The following is a 13410-nucleotide window of genomic DNA, read 5'->3' on the forward strand; positions in this document are numbered from 1 at the left end:
GCATACAGCCTTGCAGGGAGAGGGGGAGCCAATGATCAAGTTCACCAGTATTTTGCCGATCGTCGTCTTGGCGGCGGGCGCCGCCTTCGCCGCACCGCAGACGGCGGCTGCCGCGCAGCACAAGCATGGCGACAGCCTGCTGGTTCATCGCGTGCAGCAGGAAAAGGGCATGAACCTGCCCCGTCGCGGCCTCAGCATGAGCCAGGTCGAGAAGACCTGGGGCGCACCGCAGCGCAAGCTGTCCCCGCGCGGCGGCGACACCGCCAAGCACCCGCAGATCAATCGCTGGGAATACGCGAATTTCATCGTGTACTTCGAACACAGCCACGTGATCCATTCGGTGCTGAACACGCCGGCGGGCAACAACACCAATCCCTCCGCGGTCAACTGATCCGGTTTCACGAAGGCGCGGCCCGCAGCGATGCGGGCCGCGTTTTTGTGTGCGCGTGCCCGCCGCGTCGTACACTTCGCGGTCGCGCGCCAGACCGGCGCAACCAGCCTGCAAAGAGATCGCCCGCATGACCGACCACAGCCTGCGCCTGCCCGCGGAATGGGAACCACAATCCGCCGTCCTGATCGCCTGGCCGCACGCGGACACCGACTGGGCCGAACGACTGGCCTCGGTGGAAACCACCTACGTGGCGCTGGCTGCCGCGGTGACGCGCTTCCAGTCGCTGATCATCGTGGTCGCCGATGAGGTCTTGCGCGTCCACGTGGAAGGCCTGCTCGCCGGCGCCGGCGTGGACCTGTCGAAGTTGCGCTGCATCACCCTGCCCTACGACGACACCTGGCTGCGCGACTCCGGCCCGATCACGCTGAAGGGCGGTGCCCGGGGCTTCCAGCTCACCGATTTCCGCTTCACCGGCTGGGGCGGCAAGTTCGGCGCCGAACAGGACGATGCCCTGGTCGCCGGCCTGGTCGAGGCGGGCGTGTTCGGCCACGCCGCGCACAAGCGCATCGACTGGGCGCTGGAAGGCGGCGGCATCGAGAGCGACGGCAGCGGCAGCATCCTCACCACTTGGCGCTGCCTGGTGCAGCGCCACCCGGAACAGTCGCGCGAGGAAATGAGCGCCATCCTCCGCGACGGCCTGCACGCCGATCGCGTGCTGTGGCTGGACTACGGCTACCTCGAAGGCGACGACACCGACGCCCACATCGACACCCTGGCCCGCTTCGCGCCGGACGACCGCATCGTGTTCCAGGCCTGCGACGACGCCGGCGATCCGCACCACGAGGAGCTGCAGCGCATGGCCGGCGAATTGGCCGCGCTGCGCACCGTCGATGGCCGTCCATATCGACTGCACCCGCTGCCGTGGCCGCGGCCGATCATCGATGAGGGACGCCGCCTCGCCGCGTCCTATGCGAACTACCTGATCGTCAACGGCGCCGTGCTGGTGCCGGCCTACGACGACCCGGCCGACGCCGAGGCCGCCCGCATCATCGGCGCGGCGCATCCGGGCCGCGAGATCGTGCAGGTGCCGTGCCGGCCGCTGATCTGGCAGAACGGCAGCCTGCACTGCATCACCATGCAGTTGCCGGCCGGCCTGGCCTGAGCCGCATCGGCTAAACTGCAGGGTCTGTTTCGCCTGGCGCCACGCCGAGGATAGCCCCGATGACCCGCAAGACCCTGAAGGTCGCCCTGCTGCAGGAAACCGACCGCGGCAGCCGCGACGCCAATCTCGATGCGATCGAAGCCGGCCTGCGCGAAGCCGCGGCCGCCGGCGCCGAACTGGTGCTGCTGCAGGAACTGCACAACGGGCCGTACTTCTGCCAGCACGAGTCGGTCGAGGTGTTCGACCAGGCCGAGACGATTCCCGGCCCCGGCACCGAGCGCATCGGCAAGCTGGCCGCAGAACTGCAACTGGTGGTGGTCGCCTCGCTGTTCGAGAAACGGGCGACCGGGCTGTACCACAACACCGCCGTCGTCTTCGATCGCTCGGCGGCGATCGCCGGCAAGTATCGCAAGATGCACATCCCCGACGACCCCGCCTTTTACGAGAAGTTCTACTTCACTCCGGGCGACCTCGGCTTCGAGCCGATCGACACCTCGGTCGGCCGGCTCGGCGTGCTGGTGTGCTGGGACCAGTGGTATCCGGAAGCGGCGCGCCTGATGGCGCTGGCCGGTGCCGAACTGCTGCTCTACCCCACCGCGATCGGCTGGGACCCGAACGACGAACAGGCCGAGAAGGATCGCCAGCGCGACGCCTGGATCACCGTGCAGCGCGGTCACGCGGTGGCCAACGGCTTGCCCCTGCTGTCATGCAACCGCACCGGCTACGAAGCGGACCCGACGGCAAACGGCGCGGGCATCCGGTTCTGGGGATCGAGCTTTGTCGCCGGTCCGCAGGGCGAATACCTGGCGCAGGCCGGCACGGAAGGTCGTGAACTGCTGCTGGCCGAGGTGGATCTGGCGCGCAGCGAACACGTGCGGCGGATCTGGCCGTTCCTGCGCGATCGCCGCATCGATGCCTACGCCGACCTGCTCAGGCGCTACCGCGACTGAAACCGGGCGGACACACTGCCTGCTTGTTCCGCATGGCGTTCGTCCCCATGCTTGGACTTTCCCTTCAGACCGGCCCGCTGATCGCATGAGTGTCCCCGAAACCGAAGTCACCACGTTGCCCGCCGCGCTCGACGGCCAGCCGATCGAACGGGTGCAACGCGATGGCGTGGAGTACGTGGTGCTCGGCACCGCCCATGTGTCGCGCAGCAGCATGGAGGCGGTCGAGGCCCTGCTCGATCACGAGCACTTCGATGCGGTGGCAGTGGAACTCTGCGACAGCCGCGCGCAAAGCATGCGCGATCCCGAAGCGTTCAAGCAGATGGACCTGTTCAAGGTGATCCGCCAGGGCAAGGCAGGCATGGTCGCCGCCAGCCTGGTGCTGTCGACATTCCAGAAGCGCCTCGCCGACCAGTCCGGCATCCAGCCCGGCGCCGAAATGAAGGCGGCGATGGACGGCGCCGAACGACGCAACCTGCCGCTGTGGACGATCGACCGCGAGGTCGGCACCACGCTGAAGCGGGCCTGGCGCAGCGTGGGTTTCTGGCAGCGCTTCGGCCTGCTCGGCGGCCTGCTGGCCAGCGTGTTCGATCGCGAGGAAATCGCCCAGGGCGACATCGAGAAACTGAAGCAGGAAGACCTGCTCGAAAGTGCGTTCAGCGAGTTCGCCAGCGGCTCCAGGCCGCTCTACGACAGCCTGATCGGCGAGCGCGATGCCTTCATGGCCGCCCGCCTGCGCCAGCAAGCGGCACGCTCGTCCGGCACCGAGAACCGTCGCGTGCTGGTGGTGATCGGCGCAGGGCACCTGAAGGGCATGTGCACGCTGTTGCGCGAACAGCAGGACGATCCCGCGACCAGGGTTGCCGAGCTGGCCACCTTGCCCCCCAAGGCGCGCTGGCCGAAATGGCTTGCGGTGGGCCTGGTGCTGCTGGTGTTCGCCGCCATCGCCTGGGCCTTCCATCAGAACGCGGCACTGGGCGCCCAGGCACTGCGTGACTGGGTGCTGTTCACCGGCGGCTTCGCCGCGCTGGGCGCGGTGGCAGCCGGCGGTCATCCGGTCAGCATCGTGGCCGCCTTCATCGCCGCACCGATCAAGCCGTTCCGCCCCGGCATCCCGGCCGGCGGCATCAGTGCGACAGCGGAAGCCTGGGTGCGGCGACCGCGGGTGATCGACTTCGACACCTTGCGCGACGACATCGTGCACTGGAGCGGCTGGTGGAAGAACCGCGTGGCACGCACACTGCTGAACTTCTTCCTGGTCAGCGTGGGCACGATCATTGGCGAGTACAGCGCCGGCATCCACATCTTCAAGAGCCTGTTCTGAGAGGTGGATAGTTTCCACCCTCCCAGGCCGGCCACGGCGAGGGCATGGTTGCCCGAGTTGAGGCAACGCAGAAGAAAACCACGGGATGTGGTTTTCTGCACAGGCTCTGACGCGCCGCGCGTGACAGGCCTGCGCCAGGCGCATGCTACGATGCGCGCCGCCTGCAGCCTCGCTGCAGCACGCTGCGACATCCCGCCCGGATGGCGAAACTGGTAGACGCAAGGGACTTAAAATCCCTCACCCTCACGGGTATCCCGGTTCGATCCCGGGTCCGGGCACCACACACTCCCTCCACGCCCGATCTTTTCCGCGGCTGCCACGCGCACAAAAAAAGTGCGGCGGGCAAAGCCGCCGCACTTTCATGACAGACGCTGGGTAACCCGGGGCTATCAGGCCGCGGCATCCTTCAGCTTCTTGAGCGGACGGATCTTGACCTTGACCGATGCCGGCTTGGCCGCGAACCACTGCTCTTCCTTGGTGAACGGGTTGATGCCCTTGCGCTTCGGCTTGGCCGGCACGCTCACCGCGGTGATCTTCAGCAGGCCCGGCAGCTGGAACGAGCCGGCGCCCTTCTTGTGCACGGAACCGGCAACCGCGCCTTCCAGCGCTGCGAGCACGGCACGGACGTCCTTGGCGACCACGCCACTGGCTTCCACGATGTGCGCCACCAGGCTGGACTTGTTCAGCGCTTCCTTGATCGGCTTCGGAGCGGCCGGTGCGGCTTTCGCCTTCGGTGCCGGCTTGCTCTTGGCTGCTGCTTTCTGTGCCTTTGCCATGGATTTCCCCTCGTCTTGGATGTGATGGATGAATGCCTTGCCTCACGGCACGCTGAATGTAGGGGAATTTAAGGGTTCCGCCAACGGGTCTCGCACGAAAATCATCGATTCCTGCAGGAAAAATGCATGCATTCGGCCGCGCAGGTCTTTTTCCGTCCGTCATGGCGTACGCTACGCGCCATGAATCCGCCGACCGAGGCGGATCGGGGGAATCGGATGGCGGTGGTGGATCACCCCGGCTTTGGCTATTTCACTGCCGCACTACTGGCCATGGCCGCTTTGGCTTACGGCGCTGCCGTGCAGTTTCTGGTGATCGGTGCGCGCCAGCGACACGACCTCACCCACCTGGCGTTCGCCGTGCTGGCGACCTGCCTTGCCACCCTGGCACTGGGCAACGCGCTGATGAACGCGGCCGACTCGCTGGCGCCGGCCATTCGGGGCCTGCGCATGGTGACTGGCGCAGCGATCCTCGCGATGCCGGCGCTGATGGTCTTCGTCGGCTGCTACACCGGCAGGCCGGCGAGGCGCCCTGTCTTGGCCGCCGTCTGTTTCGCTGCGCTGGGCATGTTCGTGATCAACCTGATCCAGCCGTACACGGCGTTCGACACGACGCTGCGCGAAGGCACGCCGCTGGTGCTGCCATGGGGAGAGTCGCTGTTCACCCTGGACGGCACGCGTTCGTTCGGCGGCGATGCCTTTCGCTGGATCAGCTACGTCATCTTCCTGTGGGCGATGTACCGTGCATGGCGACAGTACCGGGAAGGCCAGCGCCTGCGCGGTGCCTTGCTGGGCCTGTGCCTGCTGATCCAGTTTGTCGCGCTGTTGTGGGGCGCGATCGTGGTCAGCACGCTGGGCAAGCCCTACCCTTCGCTGGACGCGTTCGCCTTTCTTTCCTTCGTGCTGCTGATGGGCGTTTCCCTGGCCGGCCAGATGCACGCGCATACCCTGCAGCTTGAGCGCACGGCCAGTGAGTTGCGTGCCGAGGCGGACATCCGTCGCGAAACCGAACTCGACCTGCGCCACGCCGCCTACCACGACGCGTTGACCGGGCTGCCCAACCGGCTGCGCGCGTTGTACACCCTGGCTGACCTGATCGCCGATGCCATGCAGTCGCACCAGCACGGCGCCGTGCTGATGATCGATCTGGACAACTTCAAGACCATCAACGACTCGCTGGGGCATCACGTCGGTGATCGCGTGCTGGAGAGCATTGCCGACAGCCTGCTCTCCGTGGCGCCTGCCGCTTCCACCGTGGCCCGCCTTGGTGGCGACGAGTTCGTGGTGCTGCTGGGGCCCGCCAGCACCAGCGCCGACGATGCCGCAACCCGGGCGATGGATGTCGCCGCAGGGATGCTGCAGCGCCTCGCCGCGCCGCTGGCAATCGACAATCGCGTGCTCGGCGTGGGCGCCAGCATCGGCGTGGCGTTGTTCCCCGAGCACGGCCAGCGCGCAGCTGATGTGGTTCGCTGCGCGGACATTGCCCTGTATCGCGCCAAGTCCACCGGACGCAACGCTGCGCGTCTGTTCCTGCCGCACATGCAACGCGATGCCGATGCACGACTGGAGCTGGAACGCGGCCTGCGCACGGCACTGGAACAGCAGGACTTCTCGCTGTACTTCCAGCCCCAGGTGGACATGCATGGCATGCTGGTCGGCGCCGAGGCATTGCTGCGCTGGAACCACGCCCGACTGGGCCAGGTTTCGCCAGCCGTCTTCATTCCGATCGCCGAGGAAACCGGCCTGATCCACGCCATTGGTGCGTGGGTGATCGAATGCGCCTGCCGGCACATTCGCCAGTGGCGCGAGCAGGACATCGATTTCGGTGGGCGCATCTCGATCAACATCAGCCCATGGCAGATTGCCCATCCGCAATTCGCATCGAACCTCGCCGAGCAGGTGGCCGCGGCGGGCATCGAGCCTTCCACGCTTACCCTGGAGCTGACCGAGAGCGCCCTGCTCGGTGACTTCGACGCGGCCTTGCGCACCCTGCAGCAGCTTTCCGCGATCGGCTTCCGCCTGGCGCTCGACGATTTCGGCACCGGCTATTCCTCGCTCGCCTATCTGCAGCAGCTGCCCCTGGACGAGTTGAAGATCGACCGCACCTTCATCGGCGCGCTGCAGGCGACCATCGCCGATCCGCTGGCCAGCTTCGTCATCGACGTGGGCCGTCGCCTCGGCATGGCCACGATTGCCGAAGGCGTGGAAACGGCCGAACAGGAAGCCGTGTTGCGTGAACTGGGCTGCGACCTGATGCAGGGCTACTTCATCTGCAGGCCACTGGCCGCGGACGACTTCCGGCAGTGGGTCGGCCAACGCGCGTCCGCCCTTGCTGTCGACGCCGCCGTCGGCGCCTGACTCCGGCTGCAACGCGAGCGCGCAGGACCAGCGGCGTGGCCAACAAAAAACCCGCCGGCGGCGGGTTTCAGGGCTGCATGGCAGCCAATCGGGCAATGGAGGCCTAGGTCGGAATCGAACCGGCGTACGCGGATTTGCAGTCCGCTGCATGACCACTCTGCCACCAGGCCATTGCTTCGATAAACGCGACCGGAATGATCGCAGTTGTCCTGAAAAAACAAAACCCCGGAAAGCCGAGGTTCTGCGTTGAAACTGGAGCGGGAAACGAGACTCGAACTCGCGACCCCGACCTTGGCAAGGTCGTGCTCTACCAACTGAGCTATTCCCGCATCGGAGCCGTGAATCATACCAGAATGAACTCGCTTGTGAATAGCCTTGAGGGCAAATTCGGCAAGGGATTTCATCCGGCCCGAAAACGACGAGGCCCCGAACACGTCGGGGCCTCGTCTTCGAACTGGAGCGGGAAACGAGACTCGAACTCGCGACCCCGACCTTGGCAAGGTCGTGCTCTACCAACTGAGCTATTCCCGCATTGGAGCCGCGCATTCTAATACGTGATGGCGGATCGTCAAGCCCGGATTTGCAACAACGCGAACCGCCTGCTCAGGACCCGGCCTTGTCGACCGGCGACGGCTCCTGCATGTCGCTGCTGAGCAGCGGCCACGCGGCGCGCAGATAGGTCAGTCCGGACCAGATCGTCAGCACGCCGGCAATCACCAGCAGCGCTTCGCCGATGTGATAGAGCCGCAACGCCTCGGCGGCCTTCTCGTGCTGCACGATCAGCACCACCAGCGCGACCATCTGCATCACCGTTTTCAACTTGCCGATGAAGGCGACCTTCACCGTGGCGCGCATGCCGATGCCGGCCATCCATTCGCGCAGCGCCGAAACGCTGATTTCGCGCCCCACGATCACCGCTGCCGTCACCGCCATCACGATGCCCGGCCAGCCGCCGCGGTGTGCTTCCACCAGCAGGAACAGGGTCACCGCCACCATCAGCTTGTCGGCCACCGGGTCGAGGAACGCGCCGAAGGCCGAGGTGAGCTTCATGCGCCTGGCCAGGTAGCCGTCCAGCCAGTCGGTGATCGCGGCCAGCACGAACACGATCGCCGCGGTGATGTTGTGCCCGGGGAACGGCAGGTAGAACACCGCCACCATCACCGGCAGCAAGGCAACACGGAACAGGGTCAGCCAGGTCGGCAGGTTGATGCGCATGATTCTTTCCGGTGATTTGCGCCAGTTTCGCACGCCGGTGCGCTACTGCCGAGTGAAAAGGTTCGCCGACGTTCAGCCATGCAGGCTGGCGTAGATCCGCTCGGCCAGGCCGCGGTCGATGCCCTTCACCTGCATCAGCTCCTCGACGCCCGCACCCTCGACCCCCTGCATGCCGCCGAACGCCTTCAGCAGCGCCGAGCGGCGGCGTGCGCCCACGCCCGGCACGTCTTCGAGCACGCTGCGCTCGCGGGCCTTCTCGCGGCGCTTGCGGTGGCCGCTGATGGCGAAGCGGTGAGCTTCGTCGCGCACCGCGGCGACCAGGTGCAGCGCGGGCGACGAGGAGCCCGGGTGCAGCTCGCGTCCCGGACTTCCCGCCTCGATCCGTGCCAGCACCAGGGTTTCCTCGCCGGCGCGCCGGCCCGGCCCCTTGGCCACGCCGACCACCTCGATGCCGGTGACGCCGAGCTCCTTCAGCACGTCCAGCGCCTGCGCCACCTGCCCGCCTCCGCCGTCGATCAGCAACACGTCGGGGCTTGCGCCCTCGCCGTCGGCCACCTTGCGGAAGCGCCGGGTCAATGCCTGATGCATCGCCGCGTAGTCGTCGCCGGGCGTGATGCCGGCGATGTTGAAACGGCGGTAATGTGATTTCTCCGGACCTTCGGGGCCGAACACCACGCACGAGGCGACGGTGAGTTCGCCCATCGTGTGGCTGATGTCGAAACATTCGATGCGGCGTGGCGGCGCCGCCAGCCCGAGCAGCTTCTGCAGGTCGTCGAAGCGCGTGCCCAGGGTCTGCCGGCTGGCCAGGCGCGCGGTCAGCGAAGCCTGCGCATTGCGCTCGGCCATCTGCAGGAACTGCGCGCGGTCGCCCCGCACGCTGGACTTCAGTTCCACCGCACGACCGGCGTGCTGGCTCAGCAATTCGGCCAGGATCGCGCGATCCGCCAGCGCCTCGCCGAGGATCAGTTCCCGCGGCACCGGGCGGTCGAGGTAGTACTGCGCGATGAACTGCGTCAGCACGTCGGCCGGCTCGGCATCCAGCGGCAGTCGCGGGAAGAATTCGCGCGTGCCCAGACTGATGCCGTTGCGGAAGAACAGCACGCTGACGCAGGCCATGCCCGCCTCGATGCGGCAGGCAATCACGTCCATGTCGGCACTGGCGCCCTGCACATGGTGCTGCGCCTGCAACTGGCGCAGCGCGGCCACCTGGTCGCGCAGCTTCGCCGCGCGCTCGAACTGCAGGGCCTTGCTGGCCTGCTCCATCGCTTCGGCCAGTTCGTCGATCACCGCGTTGCTGCGCCCCTCCAGGAACATCTCGGCGTGGCGCACGTCGTTGCGGTAGTCCTCCACGCTGATCAGCCCCACGCAGGGCGCGCTGCAGCGGCCGATCTGGTACTGCAGGCAGGGGCGCGTGCGGTTGCGGAAATAGCTGTCCTCGCACTGGCGCACCTTGAACAGCTTCTGCATCAGGCTGAGGCTCTCGCGCACCGCGTAAGTGCTGGGATACGGCCCGAAGTAGCGTCCCGGCAGGTTTTTCGCACCACGATGGAAGGCCAGCCGCGGGTAGTCCTCGCCGCTGGACAGGTAGATGTACGGATAGCTCTTGTCGTCGCGCAGCAGGATGTTGTAACGCGGCTTCAGCGACTTGATCAGCTGCGATTCCAGCAGCAGCGCCTCGCCTTCGGTGCGCGTCACGGTGATCTCGACGCGGGCGATCTGCGCCACCATCGCCGCGATGCGCGGCTCCATCCGTGGTTTCAGGAAGTAGCTGCTGACGCGTTTCCTGAGGTTGCCGGCCTTGCCCACGTAAAGCAGCTCGCCCGCTGCATCGAAGTGGCGATAGACGCCGGGGGCGGAAGTGAGCGTACGGACGAAGGCCTTGCCGTCGAAGGGGGGCGGTTGCGCGGGCTGCATGGGACGATTCTAACGGGCGGCCCGATCGATATGGGGCTCAGTGCTGCGTGCGCAACCACTGCTCGGCGCGCTCCAGGTCGGCCTGGGTATCGATGCCGGGCGGGAATGGTTCGGGGGTCAGCCGCACCGCGATCGCGTGGCCGTGTTCCAGCACGCGCAATTGTTCCAGCGATTCGGCCTGTTCCAGCGGCGTACGCGACAGGCGCGTGTAGCGGTCCAGGAAACCGGCGCGATAGGCGTAGATGCCGATGTGCCGCAGAAACGGCAGGCCCGACGGCAAGCTGTGTCGATCACCGGCGAACGCATCGCGGGCCCACGGCATCGGCGCACGACTGAAGTACAGCGCGTGTCCGTTCGCCGCACGAACCAGCTTCACCACGTTCGGATCGAACAGTTCCTCGGCATCGATGATCGGCGTGGCCAGCGTGGCCATCGGCGCGTCGTCGCCGGCCAGCGCCTGCGCCACCGCGCGAATGCCGGCAGCCGGCGCGAACGGCTCGTCACCCTGCAGGTTCACCACGATGCTGTCCGCGCTCCAGCCGTAATGCAGCGCGCATTCGGCCAGCCGGTCACTGCCCGAGGCGTGGTCCGCGCGGGTCATGCAGATATCGATGCCGGCCTGCCCGGCCAGCGCATCAGCGATCCGCACATCGTCCACCGCCACCACGACCTGGGCGGCGCCGGCCTGCAAGGCGCGTTGCGCCACCCGCACCACCATCGGAGTGCCGTCGATCTCGCGCAGCGGCTTGCCCGGCAGGCGGGTCGAGCCGTAACGGGCGGGGATCGCCACGATGAAGGGAGGGACGACGTTCGACATGGACAAAACCTTCAGCAACCCGGACCAGTGCCATCAAGATACAGCCTGCGCGACGGCTCAGTCCGCATCGCGCAGGTCGAAACCGCAACCGTTGGACAGCGTCACGAAGCCCGGGAACGAAGTGGCGACATGGCTGCAATCGTTGATCCGCACCGCTGCGTCGGCAACCAGCCCGGCCACCGCGAAGCTCATCGCGATGCGGTGGTCGAGATGGCTGTCCACCGCGCCACCGGCCAGCCGGCCGCCGTGGATGATCGCGCCATCGGGCGTTTCCTCGATGCGCGCGCCGAGCGCACGCAGGCCTGCGGCCATGGTCGCGATGCGATCGGATTCCTTCACCCGCAGCTCGGCGGCGCCCCGGATCACGGTACGACCGGAGGCCACCGCCGCCGCGATGAACAGGGCGGGGAACTCGTCGATCATGTCCGGCACGATCGACTCCGGCAGCTCGACCCCGTGCAGCGCGGCGTGGCGCACCACCAGGTCGCCGACGGGCTCGCCGCCAGCTTCGCGCTCGTGTTCGACGGTGATGTCCGCCCCCATCAGCCGCAACGCCTGCAGCAGGCCGGTGCGACGCGGGTTGAGCCCCACGCCGGGCAGGCGCAACGCCGACCCGGGCACGATGCTGGCAGCGACCAGGAAGAACGCGGCCGAGGAAAAGTCCGCCGGCACGTCGACATCCCGGGCGCGCAGCAGGTGTCCGCCTTCGAGTTTCGCGTGGCCCGGCGCAAACACGATCGGCCAGCCGAACGCGGCCAGCATGCGTTCGGTGTAGTCGCGGGTCGGGTGCGGCTCGATGATCTCGGTTTCGCCCGTGGCGTACAGCCCGGCCAGCAGCAGGGCCGACTTCACCTGGGCGCTGGCCACCGGCAGCTCGTAGCGGATGCCGCGCAGCGGCTGCCCACCATGCACGTCCAGCGGCGGCAGGCCATCGCGGGAATCGATCCGCGCACCCATCCGGGCCAGTGGATCGGTCACCCGGCGCATCGGTCGCTTCGACAGGGACGCGTCGCCGATCAGCCTGCTGTCGAACGCCTGCCCCGCCAGCAGGCCGGCGAGCAGGCGCATGCCGGTGCCGGCGTTGCCGCAATCCAGCGGCAGCGTGGTGCCGCGCAGACCGTGCAGGCCCACGCCGTGCACCACGCGCTCGCCGGCCGACGGCGTCTCGATGCGCACGCCCAGTTGCGCCAGCACGGCGGCGGTGGCCCGGGTGTCCTCGCCTTCAAGGAAGCCACGGATATGCGAGGTGCCCTCGGCGATGACCGCCAGCATCAGCGCACGATGGGACACCGACTTGTCGCCGGGCACGGTGACGCTGCCTTGCAACGCGCCGCCCGGTCGGCTGCTCCAGTCGAGCCGGCCGCTCAAGGCAGCGCCACCGGATACGAGCCCAGCACGCGCACGGTGGCCGCCGAGGCGCCGATGTCCTGCACCGCGGCCTGCAGCGAGCCTTCGTCGATATGCCCTGAAACGTCGATGAAGAATGCGTACTGCCACTTGCCGGTATGCGCCGGCCGCGACTCGATCCGGTTCAGGCTGACGCCGTGTTTCGCGAACGGGCTGAGCACGTCGTACAGCGCGCCGGGCTTGTCGTTGACCGTGATCAGCAGCGAGGTGCGGTCATTGCCCGAGGGCGGGAACAGCGAGCGGCCGATCACCAGGAAGCGCGTGGTGTTGTCGGCGCGATCCTCGATGCCCTTCGCCACGGTCTTGAGCCCGTAGACCTTGCCCGCGGTCTCGCCCGCGATCGCCGCCGCATCGTCGGCATGGCGAGCCAGCCGCGCCGCCTCGGCATTGCTGCCCACCGCGATGCACTCCACCTCGGGCAGGTTGAGGCGCAGCCAGGTCTTGCACTGCTGCAGCGACTGGGCATGGGCGTAGACGCGCCGGACGTCCTCCGGCTTACCGGTAAGCGAATGCAGGCACTGGTGCACGCGCAGCTCGACCTCGCCGCAGATCGTGGCCTCGGAGGTGAGGAACATGTCCAGCGTCACCTGGATCATGCCCTGCCCCGAATTCTCCACCGGCACCACGCCGAAATCGGCATGCCCGGCGGCCACCTCCTGGAACACTTCCTCGATGCTGCCCAGCGGCAGGCCGTAGGCCGCGTGACCGAAATGCTTGCGCACCGCCTGCTCGCTGAAGGTGCCTTCCGGCCCCAGGAAGCCGATCTTCAGCGGGTCTTCCTGGGCCAGGCAGGACGACATGATCTCGCGGAACAGGCGCACCATCTCGGTATCGGAGAGCGGTCCGTCGTTGCGGTCCACCACCATGCGCAGGACATGCGCCTCGCGCTCGGGTCGGTAATAGTCGATCGCGGAAAGACCTTCGCCCTTCACCTTGGCCACCGTGCGCGCATGGTTGGCGCGTTCGGAGATCAGCTGCTGGATCTGCCGGTCGATGCTGTCGATGCGCTCGCGCATCTCGCCCAGCGGGGTTTTTGAATCGGTCATGATGCGATCACTGTCTGGATGAATGGACGTCCGGATGATGGACGTCCAAATGGAGA

The 13410-nt window shown here is 67.2% G+C and carries 11 protein-coding genes and 4 tRNA genes; 6 read left to right on the top strand and 9 right to left on the bottom strand.

What is annotated here, in order from left to right:
• Positions 1-31 precede the first annotated feature (31 nt).
• The 5 genes from UU7_RS12765 to UU7_RS12785 all read left to right on the top strand — a co-directional run bounded on the left by UU7_RS12765 (position 32) and on the right by UU7_RS12785 (position 4105).
• Positions 32-391 carry a hypothetical protein gene (locus UU7_RS12765; protein WP_007808930.1) on the top strand — a complete coding sequence of 120 codons (360 nt, stop codon included), beginning with the start codon at positions 32-34 and terminating at the stop codon, positions 389-391.
• Between the two features lie 127 nt (positions 392-518).
• Positions 519-1553, top strand: a complete 1035-nt coding sequence (locus UU7_RS12770) for an agmatine deiminase family protein (protein ID WP_007808932.1) — start codon at positions 519-521, stop codon at positions 1551-1553.
• A gap of 59 nt (positions 1554-1612) precedes the next feature.
• Entirely contained in the window at positions 1613-2503 is an 891-nt protein-coding gene (locus UU7_RS12775) for a carbon-nitrogen hydrolase (protein WP_007808934.1), read from the top strand.
• 85 nt (positions 2504-2588) lie between these two features.
• The gene (locus UU7_RS12780) at positions 2589-3824 is read left to right on the top strand and encodes a TraB/GumN family protein (RefSeq protein WP_007808936.1); all 1236 of its coding nucleotides are present in this window, start codon (positions 2589-2591) and stop codon (positions 3822-3824) included.
• A 194-nt stretch (positions 3825-4018) separates the two neighbouring features.
• A tRNA-Leu gene (locus UU7_RS12785) sits at positions 4019-4105 on the top strand.
• A gap of 108 nt (positions 4106-4213) precedes the next feature.
• Here the strand turns inward: UU7_RS12785 and UU7_RS12790 are convergent.
• Entirely contained in the window at positions 4214-4600 is a 387-nt protein-coding gene (locus tag UU7_RS12790; protein ID WP_007808937.1) for an HU family DNA-binding protein, read from the bottom strand.
• A gap of 180 nt (positions 4601-4780) precedes the next feature.
• Between UU7_RS12790 and UU7_RS12795 the strand changes: the two genes are divergently transcribed.
• Positions 4781-6955, top strand: coding sequence for a putative bifunctional diguanylate cyclase/phosphodiesterase (locus UU7_RS12795; protein WP_238530950.1), 2175 nt, complete (start codon positions 4781-4783; stop codon positions 6953-6955).
• Positions 6956-7051: 96 nt separating this feature from the next.
• On the opposite strand, the gene UU7_RS12800 is transcribed toward UU7_RS12795, so the two are convergent.
• The 8 genes from UU7_RS12800 to pheA all read right to left on the bottom strand — a co-directional run bounded on the left by UU7_RS12800 (position 7052) and on the right by pheA (position 13354).
• Positions 7052-7125: transfer RNA gene (locus UU7_RS12800), tRNA-Cys, on the bottom strand.
• Between the two features lie 83 nt (positions 7126-7208).
• A tRNA-Gly gene (locus tag UU7_RS12805) sits at positions 7209-7284 on the bottom strand.
• 126 nt (positions 7285-7410) lie between these two features.
• Positions 7411-7486 (bottom strand) — tRNA-Gly (locus tag UU7_RS12810).
• 72 nt (positions 7487-7558) lie between these two features.
• The gene (pgsA, locus tag UU7_RS12815; protein WP_007808940.1) at positions 7559-8170 is read right to left on the bottom strand and encodes a CDP-diacylglycerol--glycerol-3-phosphate 3-phosphatidyltransferase; all 612 of its coding nucleotides are present in this window, start codon (positions 8168-8170) and stop codon (positions 7559-7561) included.
• Positions 8171-8242: 72 nt separating this feature from the next.
• Entirely contained in the window at positions 8243-10084 is a 1842-nt protein-coding gene (uvrC, locus tag UU7_RS12820; RefSeq protein ID WP_007808942.1) for an excinuclease ABC subunit UvrC, read from the bottom strand.
• 37 nt (positions 10085-10121) lie between these two features.
• Positions 10122-10901: a 3-deoxy-manno-octulosonate cytidylyltransferase gene (gene kdsB, locus UU7_RS12825; protein WP_007808943.1), complete on the bottom strand. Its 780-nt coding sequence runs from the start codon at positions 10899-10901 to the stop codon at positions 10122-10124.
• 57 nt (positions 10902-10958) lie between these two features.
• Positions 10959-12269 (bottom strand): 3-phosphoshikimate 1-carboxyvinyltransferase, encoded by a 1311-nt coding sequence (aroA, locus tag UU7_RS12830; protein ID WP_040673426.1) that lies wholly within the window; start codon positions 12267-12269, stop codon positions 10959-10961.
• On the bottom strand, positions 12266-13354 hold the full coding sequence (gene pheA / locus UU7_RS12835) for a prephenate dehydratase (protein WP_007808947.1): 1089 nt from the start codon (positions 13352-13354) through the stop codon (positions 12266-12268). Before pheA ends, aroA begins: the two co-directional genes overlap by 4 nt.
• Positions 13355-13410 lie beyond the last annotated feature (56 nt).

The organism is Rhodanobacter spathiphylli B39, assembly GCF_000264295.1.
Taxonomy (GTDB): domain Bacteria; phylum Pseudomonadota; class Gammaproteobacteria; order Xanthomonadales; family Rhodanobacteraceae; genus Rhodanobacter; species Rhodanobacter spathiphylli.